Here is a 17,021-nt window from a genome sequence, read left to right as displayed (position 1 = left end):
CAACGGTTACATTCATGCCGGATTTAATGTGTGAGGTCAGTATCATGAGGGCATGCTTTCGCCGACGACTGCGCAGGACTTCGAGCAACACCGTGGCCACCTGACGTCGGTAGCCTACCGTCTCACCGGAAGTTTCAGCGACGCTCAGGATGCGGTGCAGGAAGCGTGGATACGGCTTCAAGTTGCCGAAAACACGCGAGGCGACGAATTGCAGATCCGCGAACTGCGCGGATGGCTCACCACAGTTGTCGGCCGAATCTGCCTCGATCATCTCAAATCGGCCGCGGTCAGAAGAGAAAGCTATGTCGGACAGTGGCTTCCGGAGCCGATCGTCACGCCCGTCGACGCCACCGCGGGCACACCCTCAGCGACACCCGATCCGCTGGAGTACGTCGTGAGGCAGGAACAGAATCGTTTTGCTGCCCTCGTCGTCCTGGACACCCTTACTCCCGCTCAACGCGTTGCCTTCGTCCTGCATGACGGCTTCGACGTGCCCTTCGCCGAGGTTGCGCGCATCCTCGACATCGAAGTGGCCACTGCCCGTCAGTTGGCCTCGCGGGCCCGTAAAGCCGCAGCTTCGGCGCCGGTCCCGGTCAGTAGCGAGGAGCATGCTGCCGCCGTCGAGCGATTGGTGACGGCTATCGCGAGTGGAGATCTGAACGCCGTGATCGATGCACTCGATCCCGATGCCGTCCTGATCGGTGACGCAGGCGGAACTACCCGCACGGCCGTCAACGTCGTTCGCGGCAGTGATCGTGTGGCGCGGTTCTATCTGGGGTTGGCCCGCAAGTACGGACCGGCGGCGTTGTTCTCGATGTCGCCAGTTCTCGTCAACGGACAGCTCGGCGGTGTATTCGCCGGCTCACCGGGGGACGACCAGTACCCGCAGTTCGCCGCTCGCGTTGCCGGCTTCACTGTCCGCGACGGAGTCGTGTGCGCGGCCTACGACATTGCGAATCCAGCCAAGTTCAGCGCTGTGCCGATGCTCGATCACACCGAACCCGAACGCAAGTAGCGAGACTCCCATTCCTCGAGGTGTGATCTGGACACCTGCGTGCCGAACCACAGTCGGTGCAGTACATCCGATCCCAGATGGTGCAATTCGGTGTGCGTCCTCCACTGCTGCGACGCCCACTCGGGTTCGTTGTGGGCGGCGTCGATCCCGGCCATCGCGCTACCTCGCAGTTCGAAGTCCAGGTCCCGTCGAAGCTCCGAAAGCTCCGACCAATTCGCCTGTGGTGCATAGTGCCTCGCGCGAATTTCGGTCAGTAGCTTGAACAGCACGCTACTCGCCCGTTCGTCGACCCAGATCAGAGTGCGTCGATGCGCACCGCGCCCCACCGTCCACAGGACCACCAACGCCACGACGACGCCGATTGCCGTCTCGAGCATGCGGCTGAGGATCAGATGTCGGACGGTCCCGTGCGTACCACCGGCCGCGCCGAGGAGAATCGCGAGGGCGGTGATGAAGATGACGGCTATCCCGTAATTCCGCACCAGGAACAGCTCGATCCCCGCCATCAGGACTGCAAGTACCGCCACCAACCACAGACCGGTCGGACTCCAGGCGTAGATGGCACCCAACAGAATCAACCCGAGGACGGTTCCGCCGATGCGGTGGATTCCGCGATAGGTGCCCAGTATTCGATCCGGTCCTTGATGAAGGACCATCGCCGCGGCGATCACCGCCCAGTCCGGGCGATCGATGCCGAGCAGGACGGTGAGGGTTCCCGCCGCCATACAGGCAATGGACAGCCGAAGTGCCGTCACCGACGCTCGGCTGGACGGATTGCAGGCGCGGAGGAACCGATATCGGATCGTCGGGTCGGGCAGAGGCGGGTGGGCCCCGACCTCGTCGACGTCGAACGCGGGGTCCGCCATGAGCTCCGGATCGTGGTCGTCGGAGATCGCTCTGGCCATCGAGATCTGCGCTCGTTCGAGTTCACGGGTCAACGGGTGGTCTTTCCCGACGATTGCGCCGCGGTAAAGGCACTGCCACGCGTCGTGCAGCCGAAGTGCTGCAGCGTGGCGTTTGTCTCGCGTGAGTTCGGGTGGGGCGTACCTCGCCTGAGCGTCCGTGTACTCCGCAACGGCCGAGACGGCTGCCTGTACAGCGCTGCGTTCGACAGCTCTCGGTGCCCACAGGATTCCCGTCATCGAGACGACCACCGCGCTGATCCCACCGATTGCCGTCCACATCGCGACCTCGACCGGCGGCTGACCGGGAGTGGCGATCACGGAACTGATCTCGGTGGTGAGCAACAGAAAGAACGCGCCCGGTGGACCCAATCGAAGCGCGTCGACGGTGAAGGCGCAGGTCGACACCACGACGGCCATGATCAGCACGACAAAGACGAGCAGCACCGTCGGCGCTCCCTCGGCGATGGCCCGGTGGACGGGCTCACCCACCGATGCCCCGACGAAGGACAGGATCGTCAGCGCCGTCGCAGCGATACCGACTGCCTTCCACCTGCTCCGGTACGGACGACCCTCACCGTAGATCGATGCAAATGCACCGAGGCCGACCAGGAGCGAAGCAGACCCGAATCCGAGCAGTGTGGCGATGGCCGCCGGAATCGCCAGGGCTAGGGCGACGCGAACCGCTCCGGGGTACCTGTTTCCCACCGGCGGCAATCCGAACAGGACGCTGCGCGCCGGCCGCGGAGCCGGGAGGTTGGACTCGTGACCCGCTGATGTTTCTTCGGGGTCCACTGCCCATCCTTCGCGCCGGCCTGTTCGTGTCTGTGTCGTCCCATTCTTGCGGGCGGCCGACGTGGAATTCGAGGCGGGTCCGGAGGTCGATTCGACCACCCCTTTATTGACACTATGTCAACAGTGTGGATGATAGGTGGAGTCGGATCCGCTCGCGGGTCGCACTTCATCGATCGGGAGAATCACGATGACGCAAGGATCTACCGCAACCCGGACCGCAGAACGACGGTCCCCGTGGATGGACGACGAATTGGAGGCCGTGGCCGACCTGGCAAGGAACTTCTTCGCCAAACACGTCACACCGCATCAGAAACGCTTCGCGTCCCAAGGTTTTCCCGACAAATCCGCATATCGAGAACTCGGGGCGCTCGGGCTCGCCGGCATGTCGATCCCCACCGAGTACGGCGGCGGAGGAGGAACTTTCGCGCACGACGCCGTGCTGTTCCACGAGCAGGTCATGGCGGGTGATCATTCACTCCAACTCGGCGTGCACTCGGGAATCGTGCCGCACTACCTCAATGCCTACGCCGATCACGAGCACAAACTACGCTGGCTACCGAAACTGGTGAGTGGCGAGTGGGTGGGCGCAATCGCCATGACCGAGCCCGGCACCGGATCCGACTTGCAGAACATCACCACCCGAGCCGTCCGCGACGGTGACGACTATCTGATCAGCGGCGCAAAGACCTTCATCTCCAACGGTCGCAATTGTGATCTGGTGATCATTGCCGCCAAGACCGATCCCAGCCTCGGAGCGCGTGGAGTGTCGCTCATCGTGGCCGAGGTCGATGACAACACACCGGGTTTCGAGCGCGGGCGAATACTCGAGAAGGTCGGACAGAAGGGCCAGGACACCACCGAGCTGTTCTTCGACCGCTTGCGGGTGCCTGCAACAAACCTGCTCGGGGACCGCGAAGGCACAGGGTTTGCCCAGCTGATGCAGCAGCTACTGCCCGAACGATTGATCTGCGGAGTTGCAGCCACTGCGGCAATGGAGCGTGCAGTCGCCCTCACCGTCGAGTACACCAAATCCCGAAACATGTTCGGGCAAACGCTCTTCGATCTGCAGAACACCCGCTTCGAACTTGCCGAGTGCGCGTCCATCGCTCGTATCTCACGAACGTTCATCGACGACTGCATCGTCAAATACCTTGCCGGGCAGCTCGATGCGACTACCGCCGCGATGGCCAAGTACTGGCTCACCGACCAGCAGTGCGCCGTGATCGACCGCTGCGTGCAACTACACGGCGGGTACGGCTACATACTCGAATATCCCATCGCTCAGATGTACGCCGACGCTCGTATTCAGCGAATCTACGCCGGATCGAACGAAGTCATGAAGGACCTCGTGGCGAGATCACTCTGAGCAATCAGGAATCCGCCTCGCACGCCGGCAGAACGTCACGCACGATGGCGAGCAAACTGCGTACCAGCAGAAGGTGCACCTGTTCGCGGTCGAGCGCTCCCGTCACCAACCACTGCTTACTGGCGGCCTTCGCCAAGCCTCCGTACGCCACGATCATCGAATGAACAGCAGCCGCGCTGCCTTCACTCGGTCGAATCTCGAGCGCATCCATCATGCGTCGCGCAGCAACGTCGTCAGCATCCTGCAGGATCCGATCCATCTCGGGATCACGGCGGAGGTCGTCGGACATGACTGTCGAGATCCACATGTCGCGATGACGCCAGGCGACGTCGAGCCACCGATCGATCACGGCGCCGATCCGCTTCTCCTGGCTCGCCGATCGCGGAATGCGGTCCACCGCCACTTCGGGAATGAAGACGAACCGCCGCACGACGTCGAGATACAACTCCCGCTTGGAGCCGAAGTAATGATTGAGCAGCGGACGTCCGACCCCAGCCGCCTTGGCCAACTCGGTCATCGAGACGTCGGCAAAAGACTTCTCCTCGAAAACCTTTGCCGCGCTGACAATGATCTGCTCACGCCGGTCTTCGGGACCGAGACGCCTTCCGCCTGTGGCCGACGCGGACGTCATTCTTTTCTCGCGGGCGTGCTGTTGACCGTCGCCTGCGCCTCGACCATGAGCGAAATGTGCTCCACCAAACGCTTTCGAGAGATCTTGGAGGACGGGGTGTGCGCCTGATAGATGAACGCGAGGGCACCGAACAGCCCCACCGAATTGAGTTCGGAGTTCGCGGAGTCGGTTGCCTCGCCGCCGTACATCAGCTCGAGCGACGCGGAAATCGGATTCGTGAACTCCGCCATCAATTCTCGCCCTCGATCCCACAGCGCAGGTTCCGCCTGGGATTCGACGAACATGATGCGTCCACGTCGAGGATCTTTGAATACGTAGTTGGTGAAGGCCTTCACCACGTGGCGGATCAGGGCCGACGGTTCGGAAGGCGCCGCCTCGAGAGCGTCCAGAATAGTGTCACGCGCACCGAGAACGACCTCGTCGAGCACGGCGACCAGCAGTTCGTCACGGTTGGCGAAGCTCTCGTAGAAGTACCGTTCGGTCAGCGCGGCCTCGCGGCAGGTCGCACGCATGGTCGCGGCGGCCGCTCCCTCGGTGCCCATGATCTGCAACCCGGCTTCGATCAGCTGTGTCCGGCGCGCGGCGCGGCGATCTTCCGGTTCCTGCCCACGCCACCTGCGCGGGCCGGTGCGCCGAGCCTCGGTATCCGTCATGTCCCCATGTTCTCACTGACCGGCAGCGCTCTCGACCTCAGGTTATCGCGGCGACCTCCGCAAGCGAACTGACATCGCCCGATGTCAATCAGTTGAATTCTGACATCAACCGCTGTTGACATCACTTGATGTCAGACTTACTCTTCGTTCAGTTGTTCACGCACCAATCAGGAGGCGTCACACATGGTCGACATCGACCCAACCTCGGGGCCATCGGCCGGTGACGAGGAAACTCGAACTCGCCGAACACGAGTCGTCGTCATCGGAGCCGGTTTCGGCGGCATCGGAACGGCTGTCCGCTTGAAGCAGTCCGGGATCGACGACTTCGTCGTTCTGGAACGTGCCGCGGGGCCCGGGGGAACCTGGCAGGTCAATACCTACCCCGGTGCACAGTGCGACATCCCGTCGATTCTGTACTCGTTCTCGTTTGCGCCCAATCCGAACTGGACGCGGCTGTATCCGCTACAGCCCGAGATCTACGAATATCTCCGGGATTGCGTCCATCGCTTCGGACTGGCCGGTCATTTCCACTGCAATCAGGGCGTGACAGAAGCTTCGTGGGACGAGCAAGCCCAGATCTGGCGGGTACACACTGCGGAAACCGTGTGGGAGGCACAGTTCCTGGTCGCGGCCACCGGCCCGTTCAGTGCCCCCGCCACACCCGACCTTCCCGGGCTCGAATCGTTTCGTGGTCAGATGTTCCACACCGCGGACTGGAACCACGACCACGACCTTCGCGGTGAGCGGATAGCCGTGGTCGGCACCGGCGCCTCTGCGGTGCAGATCATCCCCAGACTGCAACCGCTCGCGGACACGTTGACCGTGTTCCAGCGGACACCGACGTGGATCCTGCCGCACCCGGATCAGCCGATGACCGGCTGGCCGAGCGCTCTCTTCGAGCGGGTGCCGCTCACCCAACGACTGGCACGCAAGGGACTCGACCTGCTCCAAGAAGCCCTGGTACCCGGATTCGTGTACAAGCCGTCACTGCTCAAAGGGCTGGCCGCACTCGGCCGAGCACACCTTCGCCGGCAGGTGCGGGACCCGGAGCTTCGCGCAAAGCTGCTCCCCCACTACGCATTCGGATGCAAGCGTCCGACGTTCTCGAACACCTACTATCCCGCGCTGGCGTCACCCAATGTGGAGGTGGTGACGGACGGAATCGTCGAGGTGCAGGAGCGCGGAGTCCTCACCGCGGACGGTGCCTTCCGGGAAGCCGACACCATAGTCATGGGAACCGGCTTTCGTATGGGAGACAACCCGTCGTTCGACATCATCCGGGGCAAGGACGGCCGCAGCCTCGCGCAGACGTGGAACGGCAGTGCCGAGGCCTTCCTCGGCACCACCATCAGCGGGTTTCCGAACTTCTTCATGATCCTCGGCCCCAATTCCGTGGTCTACACCTCGCAGGTCGTCACGATCGAAGCGCAGGTCGAGTACATCGTGAGCTGCATTCTTCAAATGGACGAGCGCGGCATCGGCAGTATCGACGTCCGGGCAGACGTGCAGAGAGAGTTCGTGCGCGCGACCGACCGCCGACTCGCCACCAGCGTATGGAACGCCGGCGGGTGCAGTAGTTACTACCTCGTCGACGGCGGCCGCAATTACACCTTCTATCCCGGATTCAACCGATCCTTCCGCACCAGGACCAAACGAGCCGACCTCGCTCACTACGCGCAAGTACAACCCGTCTCGTCCGAATCACTCACCACTGCCCGAGAAACCGTGAGGAGCCGATAATGCTCGGCATCAACGCCTTCCGAGGCACACCCGTCGTCGCACCGTCCGGCGCGCGCCGCTACACCGACGAAGCACATGCGATCGCCGCCCGTGACGTCGAATTCGACTGGGACGGCGTACCACTGCATTACGTGCCGAACGAACCGATGGTCACCCACGTCATCAACTTCATGCATCTCGTGTTGCCCGAGGGAGAGCGGGCCATGTCCGCAACGCTCGCCGAAGCGCTCCCGCTCATCGAGGACCCCCGCCTGCACGAAGAGGTGGTGGGATTCGTCGGCCAGGAAGCAACACACGCGTCGTCGCACAAAGGTGCACGCGAGCATCTTGCGGACCTCGGCATGGACATGAAACCGATGTCACGCCGGATGGACTGGCTCGTGGACAAGATATTGGGCGACAAAGGATTGACCGGAAAAGCCAAGCACGCCTGGCTCTGTGAACGTCTCGGCTTGTTTGCCGCGATGGAGCACTACACGGCGGTGGTCGGGGAATGGCTGCTCACCGATCCCGCCCTCGAAGATGCCGGCATGCACCCGACGATGCTCGACATGGTCAAGTGGCACGGCGCCGAGGAAGTCGAGCACCGCAACGTGGCCTTCGACGCCTACATGTACGTGGACGGTAGCTACGCCCGCCGCGTTCGCACGGCGCTACTCGCCAGCTTCACGTTGTTCGTGTTGTTCATCGCCTCGATGAACTACCTCTTCCGGCAGGACCCGTCGAAGGCGAAGGGCCGCCTGTGGCCTCTGCAACTGATCAGCGCCACTCGCCGCGGCCTGGTCCCGAACATGAAATTCCTGATCACCGAGATTCCTCCGTATCTGCGGCCGAGCTTCCATCCGTCCCAGATCGGGGACATGGACGTAGCCATGCGCTACCTCGCTCGCTCACCTGCCGCCAATCGTTCTTCCGAAAAGAGTGAAGGATGAACAAGACGACTGCCGACCGTCCTCACGACGCACAAGACTTCACACCGACCCGGTCGTTGAGGATTGCCGCACAGGCGACGAGCGCATACCGTCGAATCTTTGCGTCAAGTCCTGCAGCGCAGATACTTTCGCGTCCCAACCCGGTCCGCTACAGCGGATTCGACATGACGCTGGACGTGAAGTCCGTCCGGTTCGAGTGCGCAGACGTCCTGAGTGTCACCTTGACCCCGAGGGAAGGAATCACCCTGCCGTCGTGGATTCCCGGCGCTCACCTAGACGTCATTCTCCCCTCGGGAAGGCAACGACAGTATTCGTTGTGCGGAGACCCCGACGACTTGACCTCGTATCGGATCGCCGTCCGGCGGATCGACGAAGGCGGGGGCGGCTCCCGCGAGATACACGAGTCGCTGAAACCCGGAATGGTTGTCGACGTACGAGGGCCGCGGAATGCATTTCCTTTTGTCACTGCTCCGTCGTACCTCTTTGTTGCGGGCGGAATCGGGATCACTCCGATACTTCCCATGGTGCAACGCTGTCACCGCCGCGGAGTCCCGTGGCGATTGGACTATCTCGGACGAACTCGGGCAGCTATGCCATTCCTGAACGAGATCGAGGAGTATTCCAGCGGCCGGGTAACCATCCGACCCGACGACGAGCTGGGTCCGACGGATATCGGAACACTCGTCGCTGCTGCGGATCCAGGTGCCGCGGTGTACACGTGCGGACCGGTTCCGCTGATGAACACGGTGCGTGCGGCAACTTTCGCCGCCAACCCGACCGGATCGGTGCACAGCGAGAGGTTCTCCCCACTCCCGGTAGTCGACGGCAAGGAGTTCACGGTGCATCTGGCGCGCACCGGACTCACCGTCGATGTGGGCGAGTCCGAAAGTGCATTGGCTGCAATACGACGCGTACTTCCCGGAGTAGCGTATTCATGCCAACAGGGCTTCTGCGGTACATGCAAGGTCCGGGTGCTCTCCGGGACCGTCGAGCATCGAGACACCCTCCTCACCGAATCCGAACGTACTGGTTCGATGTTGACCTGTCGATCACGTTCCACCGGTGGGTCTTTGGTGGTGGACCTGTGAAGGGAAAATTCTCTCTTTCTGCGGCCGACGCAGCCTTCATCCGCTCCGCTCCGCTGGTGATCACTCACCGGATCGAATCCGAAGCGACATGTGAAAGCTTGTGGCAGACGTTGACCTCGGACGGAGCGCTCACGTCGTGGGCGCACGGGATCACCGGAGCCGACTGGACCTCGGACAGACCATTCGGCGTCGGGACTACGCGAACCGTGCGAGCCGGCGCTTTTGCTGCACTGAACGAGCGATTCTTCCGCTGGGACGAGGGGCGCCGGATGTCGTTCTACGTGGAGTCGGCGTCACTTCCGGGGTTCAAACGCTTCGCTGAAGATCTGGTGTTGGAACCGACTTCGACTGGCAGCCGCCTCACCTGGACGTTCGCTGTGCAAGCGCAGCCGTGGTTCGCCCCCATTCTGACTCCGTCCCGACCGATCCTCCAACGCGTCACCCGCGGCTGGGCCGACGGCGCCGTCCACCACACACTTCAAGGAACTCCACGATGACGGCGACCGAGATCGACACGACCACACAGGCGTCCGACGACACAGTCACACAGGCAGTGCGCGACGCCCGTACTGCTTCCGAATGGTGGGCAGAACTGACATTCGAGCAACGCGCTCGTCGACTGGATCGGTGGCGAGGAATCATCGCTCGTCGCGCATCCGAACTCGCCGACGTCGTGCACCGGGACATGGGCAAGCCGCACCCTGACGCGATGCTCGAAATCGCCATGGCACTAGAACATCTCGCGTGGGCGTCGAAGAATGCCCGAAAGGTATTGGGCAGGCGCAGCGTCCGCTCCAGTTTGTTGACGGTCAATCAGGCCGCCTCGGTGGAGTATCGACCTCTCGGGGTGATCGGTGTGATCGGTCCGTGGAACTATCCGGTCTTCACCCCACTCGGTTCGCTCTCGTTCTCGCTGGCTGCAGGCAACGCCGTGGTCTACAAGCCGAGTGAGTTCGCACCGGCAGTCGGGCAATGGTTGGGCCGCGCCTTCGCCGAGGTCGTCCCTGAACATCCTGTGCTGCAGGTCGTCACGGGCGATGGTTCGGTCGGCGCGGCACTGTGCCTGGCCGGTGTCGACAAGATCGGGTTCACCGGATCGACCGCGACGGGCAAGAAAGTCATGGCAGCGTGCGCCGAGACCCTCACACCGGTGTTGATGGAATGTGGTGGTAAGGACGCGCTCATCCTTGATGCCGACGGAAATGTCGGTGCCGCCGCGGATGCTGCGGTGTGGGGAGCATTGTCCAACTCCGGTCAAACCTGTCTGGGCGTCGAGCGTGTATACGTGCACGAACATGTCTACGGCGAGTTTATCGACAAGACAATCACTTTGGCTGCCCGAGTTCATGCGGGTCCGGGTGCCGAAGACAAGATCGGTCCGATCACCATGCCCTCGCAAGTGGCTGTAATCCGGCGCCACATCGACGACGCGATGTCGCGGGGTGGACGTGTCGTTCTCGGAGGGCTCGGCTCGATCTCCGGCCAGTACGTGCAACCGACCATCATGGTCGACGTCCCCGAAGACAGCCTCGCCGTCACGGAGGAAACTTTCGGCCCGACGATGACGATCACCAAGGTCGCCTCGATGGACGAGGCGGTGGAGTTGGTCAATGCGTCGCCATACGCATTGGGAGCAAGCGTGTTCGGCAAGGACGGAGCGGCTGTTGCCGATCGGCTCCGATCCGGAGGAGCGTCGGTGAACTCTTACGTGATGTATGCCGCGGTTCCCAACCTGCCACTGGGTGGGGTCGGAGCATCTGGTTTCGGACGCGTTCACGGCCCAGATGGTCTGAAGGAGTTCACCTACGCTCGTTCGACGACTCGGCAACGATTCCGTTCGCCCCTACCACTGACGACGTTTCGAAGGACCGCCCGAATCGACTGGCTGGTCAAGGTTCTCATCCGCGCGCTACACGGAAGGCACTGAAGCAATGACGGGACGCTTGTCCGCAATTGCGGGAACAGTCCGCGATCTGGGCATTCCACTGCCCGGACGCCGAATCGACTACGACGTCGCCGGGAAGGTCGTACTGATCACCGGTGGAGGCGACGGTATCGGTGCAGCGCTGGCGCGCACTCTCCACCGGCGTGGGGCCACCGTCGCACTGGTCGACGTCAACGAGAGTTCATTGGCAACGGCCGAGCGCTCATTCGAGTCACAGCGAGTCGTGACGGTGACGGCCGATGTCCGAGATCGGGACGGTATGAAAGCGGCCGCGCGCACGATCGTCGAGCAGCTGGGCAGAATCGACGTCGTGGTGGCCAACGCCGGAATCACCCCTCCCCCGGCAACATTGCGCCAGATCGATCCCGACGCCTTCGATCGTGTGCTCGACGTCAATCTCACCGGCGTCTTCAACACCGTGCATCCGACCATCGACGAGGTGATCCGCAACAGTGGGCACATCGTCGTCGTGTCATCGGCGGCGTCGTTCGCCCCCGGTTTGGGCGGCGCTTCGTACATGATCAGCAAGGCTGGGGTCGAAGCGCTCGGCCGGGCGCTGCGTCTCGAGGTTGCCGGCTACGGCGCTACTGCCGGCATCGCGTACTTCGGGATGGTGGATACACAACTTGCACGCGCCACACTCGACGACGACGAGATCGGCCGCAAACTCGACGCTCGACTACCCGGTCCCCTCCGTCATCGAATCTCCCCGGACAGTGCCGCCACCGTGATCGCCGACGCGATCGCTCGCCGCGCCGCCCGGACCCTTGCCCCCGCTGCCTGGGAACCCTGGGCGTGGGGACGCGGTTTCATCAATATCCTTGCCGACGGTTACCTGGCAAGGGACAAACAGGCACACGACCTGATCCGCGAACTCGAAGACAGAACCACCGCTGCGGCCCCGACGAATGCATCAGCCCTGACAAAGGCATCCAGGAGAACATCATGACCACGTTGTGTGCAGCCTTCCAGCGAGTGTCGGCGGTAGCGCCCGACGCGGTGGCTTTGCGAGACATCGGCGATGCGCGAACACTGACGTGGCGCGCGTACGGCGAACAGGTTCGCGATGTTGCCGCGGGATTGGCCGGAATCGGCGTGGGACATGGCGATACGGTTGCATTGATGATGAGTAACCGCATCGAGTTCTACCCGATCGACGTCGGCGCCCAACACCTCGGCGCGACATCCTTCTCCATCTACAACACGTCGGCACCCGAAGCCATCCAGTACATCCTCGCCAATTCCGGTGCGCGAGTCCTCGTCTGCGAGGCCCAGTATGTGGATACCGTTCGCCGATCCGGTGCCACACTCGACACGATCGTGGTCGTCGACGCGCAACCGTCTGCCCAGCAGTCCGGCACCCTGACGCTGGAACAGATGAAGTCCTCTGCTGCCGCCGATTTCGATTTCGAGAGCACCTGGCGTGCGGTGAAACCGAACGACGTCGCCACGTTGATCTACACCTCCGGCACGACCGGCAACCCCAAGGGCGTCGAGACGACTCATGCCTGTCTGTTGTTCGAAACCACCGCCGTCAGTGCTGTACTCCCCGTCGAGTTCGGTGACCGCATCACCTCGTACATGCCGTCGGCGCACATCGCCGATCGGCTCACCTGCCTGTACATGCAAATGGTGTTCGGCACCCAGATCACTGTCGTGCCGGATCCGAGCCAGGTAGCGGCTGCGCTTCCGGACTGTCGCCCCACGATCTGGGGCAGTGTCCCCCGTGTGTGGGAAAAGCTGAAGGTTGCAGTCGAATCGGCCGTCGCCAACGAACCGGACGACGCGCGGCGAGCGGCATTGCAGTGGGCACTCGACGTCGGTCGCACTCGGCTCGCACACTTGCGAGCCGGTGAAACAGTCCCCGCCGAACTGGAAGCGGACTACGCCCGAGCCGATGCAATGGTCCTCTCCGCTCTGCGTGCGAAACTCGGTTTTGCCGAACTGAAGTGGGCCATCTCTGGCGCTGCACCGATTCCGCCGGACACCTTGGCATTCTTTGCAGCCCTGGGAGTTCCGATCTCGGAGATCTGGGGAATGTCCGAGCTGACATGCATTGCGAGCACCGCACCGGCCGAGCCGACCAAGCTGGGAACGGTCGGAAAGTTGCTTCCAGGCATGGAAATGCGCATCGAGGCGGACGGTGAGCTACTGGTTCGAGGACCGTTGGTCATGAAGGGGTACCGCGGCGAACCGGCAAAAACGGCCGAAGCGATCAGTGCAGACGGTTGGCTTTCGACCGGAGACATCGTCACGGCCGACGCAGACGGATACCTCACGGTGATCGATCGCAAGAAGGAGCTGATCATCAATGCGTCGGGAAAGAACATGTCCCCCGCTGCCATCGAGACCGCAGTGAAGACGTCGTCGTCGTTGATCGGTGAGGTCGTGGCAATCGGAGACGGCCGAAAGTTCAACACAGCGTTGATCACTCTCAGCGCCGACGCCGCGGTCGGAGCGGCACGCTCACTGGGACTTGCGGCCGAGGCCGCGGTACTCGCCAAGGACGCTCGGATCGTCGACATCGTTGCAACTGCTGTCGCCGAGGGAAACTCGCGTCTGTCGAGGGCCGAGCAGATCAAGCGGTTTCACGTACTCACCACGTTCTGGGAGGCAGGCGGCGACGAGCTGACACCGACGATGAAGCTCAGGCGCAAGCCGATAGCCGAGAAGTACGCGTCCGAAATTGCAGCCCTCTATGCGGATTCGGTCGTAGAGGACGTCTACGAGCCTGCGCCCTGCGCATAGATCAGCGTCTCGGTGGCCTTGACCACAAACGTAGCGGCCGATCCCGGAACCAGATCGAGCTCGGCCGCTGCGCTCGCCGTGATGTCGGCAGACAAGCCCGGCTGGCCGGCTTCGTCCTCGGCTCGGACTCGGACGACATCGCCTCGATTTTCGATCTCCGCGATCGTGACCGCAAACGCGTTTCGTGGGCTCCCGTGAGGCGGATCCAGGTAGACCGACACTGCTCGCGGCTCGAAGACTGCCACGGCGGCACTGCCGGCCGGTAGGTCGGTCTCCGTCTGGCCCGCGATATCCACCCCGACCGGACTTCTGAGCATTCCGTCTCCGGCCATCGTGCCGCTGCGCAAGTTGATCCCTGCGATGCGTGCTGCAAATGCACTACGCGGGCGAGTCAGAACTGTTCGTACGTCACCACGTTCGACGACCCGGCCGCCGTCCAGCACGACAACGGTGTCGGCAAGGGCCAGCGCATCCAGAGCGTCGTGCGTGACGAGCACGGCCGTGCGATCTCCTGTTCGGAGCACTCTACGTAGCAACGACCGCAATGCCGGGGCGGAGGCGACGTCGAGCGCAGACATCGGTTCGTCGAGCAGGAGTAGTTCGGGTTCAGCAGCCAATGCCCTCGCCACTGCGACTCGTTGCGCTTGACCGCCGGAGAGCTGTGACGGCTTGCGGTCAGCCAATTCGGCGGCGTCGACTGCGTCGAGCCAGTGGCGCGCGGAATCGGCGGAATCGCGACGCGACCGCCCCGCACTGCGCGGCGCGAACGCCACGTTCGCGGCCGCACTGAGGTGGGGAAAGAGAAGTGCCTCTTGCGCGAGTAGAACAGTGCCGCGCCGATGCGGCGCCAACGCGACTCCCCTACCGGTATCGGTGAGAACGCGAGAATTCAGTTCGATCAACCCACGCCGCGGGTGATGTAGTCCGGCAACCGCCGCCAGTACCGTCGACTTGCCTGCGCCGTTCGGTCCGAGGACAGCGGTCACCTCACCGGCCGCGACGTCGAACGTCGCAACGACGTCGCGCTCCGGAATCTCGATGTCGACGTGGAGGCCACTCACAACGAACCCGCCGATCCGCGTCCACGCACCGCAACCACGATGACCACCGCGACTACGACCAACACCAGCGAAAGCGCTACCGCTGCATCCGGATCGGTCTCACGCTGGAGATAGATTTCCAACGGCAGGGTACGCGTGACCCCTTGCAGACTTCCCGCGAACGTCAGCGTTGCACCGAACTCCCCCAGTGCGCGAGCGAAAGCCAGCACTGCCCCTGACACCAGACCGGGAAGCACCAGCGGCAAAGTCACCCGGCGAAGCACGGTGGTCGGGCGGGCTCCGAGCGTCGAGGCTACGGCCTCGTATCGTGTGCCCGCAGTGCGTAGTGCACCTTCGAGGCTGACGACGAGGAACGGTAGCGCGACAAACGTCTGCGCCAGGACCACCGCGGTTGTCGAGAATGCTATCTGGATGCCGAGCACTTCCAGCTGCTCACCGATCAACCCTTTGCGCCCGAACGTGTACAGCAACGCGATACCGCCCACCACGGGCGGCAGAACCAGCGGGAGCAGGATCAACGATCGAAGAACGGACAGTCCCCGAAAATGACTGCGCGCCAACACCGCGGCCATCGGTACGCCGAACAGGATGCACAGCAGCGTGCTCATCGCTGCTGTCTTCAAACTCAGTTTCAACGCGGCAACCGACGATTCGGAAGTCACGAGTTCCCAGAACTGCGACCACTGCACGGTGGCCAGCATCGCGGCCAAGGGAGCGATGACAAACGCCCCGCCGATCAGCGCGGGAAGGTAAATCCATACCGGCAACCCGAGCGGGGCTCGGGCTGACGGTCGTAGGCGTGTCACGGAGCAGCGAATCCCGCGTCACCCAGAACTGCCAAGCCCTTGGGGCCCTTCACGAGATCGACGAACTTCGTTGCCGTTCCCGAATTCTTCGAATCCTTCAGCACCGCAATCTGGTACAGGTTGACCACCGTGGTGGCTTCCGGGAACGCGACGGTCTGAACCTTGTCACCAGCGGACTTCGCGTCGGTGACGTAAACGATGCCGGCATCGGCCTGCCCGGACGTCACCTTGTTGAGAACGTCGGTCACCGACGATTCTTCGCTGACGGGCGAGAGGGTCTCGCCTGTGGCCGTCTCGACCTTCTTCGTAGCCGCGCCACAAGGGACCTGCGGAGCGCAGATCACCAGTTGCGTCCCCTCCTTTGCCAGATCGGCGAACGACGCGATGCCCTTCGGATTGCCCGGCGGCACAACAATCGTCAAGGTGTTGCTCGCGAAGTCCGAGGGCGACCCCGCGACGACGCCGGCGTCGGTGGCCTTGGTCATGTTGGCGGCGTCAGCCGAGGCGAACACGTCAGCCGGTGCGCCCTGGGTGATCTGAGCGACGAGGTCCGAGGACCCGGCAAAGCTGAATGTGACCGATGAACCGGGGTTCTCGGACTCGAATTCCTTGCCGAGTTCGGTGAAGCTGTTCTTGAGTGACGCCGCTGCGAAGACGGTGATGCTTCCCGTGGCACTATCACTGGAAGTGGTTGTGGTCGGAGCGGCCGACGACGTCTCCGACGAAGAATTGTCGGAGGAACTACAACCGGTCACCAGGGCAAGCGAAAAGGCACCTGCTGCAACAAGTCCGACTACACGCTTCACGAATTTCCTCCAGTATGTTCAAAAACTACGGCGTTTCCACGATGACCGTGGTGGCCTTCACGATTGCGACTCCGATACTCCCGACCTCGAGTCCGAGCTCCCGAACCGCGTCGGTACTCATCAACGAGACGACAGTGAAGGGCCCACACTGCATTTCGACCTGAGCCATCACCTTGTCGGTGACGACCTTGGTGACGAGGCCGGCGAACCGGTTGCGGGCCGAACTCGCACCCGTGAGCGGATCGGCCGGTGCGGGTCCGGCGTTGGACCGGGCGAAGCCAGCCAGCTCGCCACCGTCGATGACCTTGCGGCCGGAGTCGTCCGTCGTCGCGGTGAGAAGCCCACCGTCGACCCACCGCCGGACGGTGTCGTCACTGACACCGAGCAGGCCGGCAGCTTCGCGGATTCGAATGTTGGGCACCAGGTGATCGTAGGTCGCAAGTGCGGACCTAACAAGCCGGAATACTCCGCAGATGCGTGAACTAGTCAATCATGATCACGTATCTGCGGAGCATTGTCGACAGTTGCCGTAG

16 protein-coding genes are annotated in these 17,021 nt (G+C 62.9%); 9 read left to right on the top strand and 7 right to left on the bottom strand.

Annotated elements, in window-relative coordinates; all coding sequences use genetic code 11:
- Window positions 1–52: 52 nt before the first annotated feature.
- A complete protein-coding gene (locus tag G4D79_RS12195; RefSeq protein WP_099698059.1) occupies window positions 53–1,015 on the top strand; it encodes a sigma-70 family RNA polymerase sigma factor in 963 nt (320 codons plus the stop codon).
- On the opposite strand, the gene G4D79_RS12190 is transcribed toward G4D79_RS12195, so the two are convergent.
- Complete coding sequence (locus G4D79_RS12190; RefSeq protein ID WP_099698085.1) at window positions 991–2,712, bottom strand: FUSC family protein; 1,722 nt, start codon at window positions 2,710–2,712, stop codon at window positions 991–993. The genes G4D79_RS12195 and G4D79_RS12190 overlap by 25 nt on opposite strands.
- A gap of 187 nt (window positions 2,713–2,899) precedes the next feature.
- On the opposite strand from G4D79_RS12190, the gene G4D79_RS12185 reads away from it, so the two are divergent.
- Complete coding sequence (locus G4D79_RS12185) at window positions 2,900–4,078, top strand: acyl-CoA dehydrogenase family protein (RefSeq protein ID WP_054781686.1); 1,179 nt, start codon at window positions 2,900–2,902, stop codon at window positions 4,076–4,078.
- Between the two features lie 4 nt (window positions 4,079–4,082).
- Here G4D79_RS12185 and G4D79_RS12180 read toward each other — a convergent pair whose 3' ends face one another.
- A complete protein-coding gene (locus G4D79_RS12180) occupies window positions 4,083–4,709 on the bottom strand; it encodes a TetR/AcrR family transcriptional regulator (RefSeq protein ID WP_064114448.1) in 627 nt (208 codons plus the stop codon).
- Window positions 4,706–5,362: a TetR/AcrR family transcriptional regulator gene (locus G4D79_RS12175; protein WP_007733534.1), complete on the bottom strand. Its 657-nt coding sequence runs from the start codon at window positions 5,360–5,362 to the stop codon at window positions 4,706–4,708. The genes G4D79_RS12180 and G4D79_RS12175 overlap by 4 nt, the downstream gene beginning before the upstream one ends.
- A 183-nt stretch (window positions 5,363–5,545) precedes the next feature.
- Between G4D79_RS12175 and G4D79_RS12170 the strand changes: the two genes are divergently transcribed.
- From G4D79_RS12170 to fadD11, 7 genes are read left to right on the top strand one after another with little or no spacing between them, the layout of a single operon-like run.
- Window positions 5,546–7,102: an NAD(P)/FAD-dependent oxidoreductase gene (locus G4D79_RS12170; protein WP_099698060.1), complete on the top strand. Its 1,557-nt coding sequence runs from the start codon at window positions 5,546–5,548 to the stop codon at window positions 7,100–7,102.
- Window positions 7,102–8,034 (top strand): metal-dependent hydrolase, encoded by a 933-nt coding sequence (locus tag G4D79_RS12165; protein ID WP_003940129.1) that lies wholly within the window; start codon window positions 7,102–7,104, stop codon window positions 8,032–8,034. Before G4D79_RS12170 ends, G4D79_RS12165 begins: the two co-directional genes overlap by 1 nt.
- Window positions 8,031–9,122, top strand: coding sequence for a PDR/VanB family oxidoreductase (locus G4D79_RS12160; protein ID WP_007733536.1), 1,092 nt, complete (start codon window positions 8,031–8,033; stop codon window positions 9,120–9,122). The genes G4D79_RS12165 and G4D79_RS12160 overlap by 4 nt, the downstream gene beginning before the upstream one ends.
- Window positions 9,119–9,619 (top strand): SRPBCC family protein, encoded by a 501-nt coding sequence (locus tag G4D79_RS12155; RefSeq protein ID WP_099698061.1) that lies wholly within the window; start codon window positions 9,119–9,121, stop codon window positions 9,617–9,619. The genes G4D79_RS12160 and G4D79_RS12155 overlap by 4 nt, the downstream gene beginning before the upstream one ends.
- Window positions 9,616–11,049 carry an aldehyde dehydrogenase family protein gene (locus G4D79_RS12150; RefSeq protein WP_047270965.1) on the top strand — a complete coding sequence of 478 codons (1,434 nt, stop codon included), beginning with the start codon at window positions 9,616–9,618 and terminating at the stop codon, window positions 11,047–11,049. Before G4D79_RS12155 ends, G4D79_RS12150 begins: the two co-directional genes overlap by 4 nt.
- A gap of 4 nt (window positions 11,050–11,053) precedes the next feature.
- A complete protein-coding gene (locus G4D79_RS12145) occupies window positions 11,054–12,016 on the top strand; it encodes an SDR family oxidoreductase (RefSeq protein WP_099698062.1) in 963 nt (320 codons plus the stop codon).
- Window positions 12,013–13,815 (top strand): fatty acid--CoA ligase FadD11, encoded by a 1,803-nt coding sequence (gene fadD11, locus G4D79_RS12140; RefSeq protein ID WP_058226131.1) that lies wholly within the window; start codon window positions 12,013–12,015, stop codon window positions 13,813–13,815. The genes G4D79_RS12145 and fadD11 overlap by 4 nt, the downstream gene beginning before the upstream one ends.
- Here the strand turns inward: fadD11 and G4D79_RS12135 are convergent.
- From G4D79_RS12135 to G4D79_RS12120, 4 genes are read right to left on the bottom strand one after another with little or no spacing between them, the layout of a single operon-like run.
- Window positions 13,791–14,876 (bottom strand): sulfate/molybdate ABC transporter ATP-binding protein, encoded by a 1,086-nt coding sequence (locus tag G4D79_RS12135; RefSeq protein ID WP_042921720.1) that lies wholly within the window; start codon window positions 14,874–14,876, stop codon window positions 13,791–13,793. The two genes, fadD11 and G4D79_RS12135, sit on opposite strands and share 25 nt — an antisense overlap.
- A complete protein-coding gene (locus G4D79_RS12130; protein WP_007733547.1) occupies window positions 14,873–15,682 on the bottom strand; it encodes an ABC transporter permease in 810 nt (269 codons plus the stop codon). Before G4D79_RS12130 ends, G4D79_RS12135 begins: the two co-directional genes overlap by 4 nt.
- Window positions 15,679–16,488 carry a molybdate ABC transporter substrate-binding protein gene (gene modA / locus G4D79_RS12125; protein WP_099698063.1) on the bottom strand — a complete coding sequence of 270 codons (810 nt, stop codon included), beginning with the start codon at window positions 16,486–16,488 and terminating at the stop codon, window positions 15,679–15,681. The genes G4D79_RS12130 and modA overlap by 4 nt, the downstream gene beginning before the upstream one ends.
- Window positions 16,489–16,513: 25 nt before the next feature.
- Window positions 16,514–16,909: a molybdopterin-binding protein gene (locus G4D79_RS12120; RefSeq protein ID WP_058226132.1), complete on the bottom strand. Its 396-nt coding sequence runs from the start codon at window positions 16,907–16,909 to the stop codon at window positions 16,514–16,516.
- Between the last annotated feature and the right edge of the window lie 112 nt (window positions 16,910–17,021).

Source organism: Rhodococcus sp. WY5 (assembly GCF_018588185.1).
Classification (GTDB): domain Bacteria; phylum Actinomycetota; class Actinomycetes; order Mycobacteriales; family Mycobacteriaceae; genus Rhodococcus_F; species Rhodococcus_F qingshengii.
Note: the sequence above shows the minus strand (reverse complement) of the source record. Positions and strands in the feature narration are given on the sequence as shown.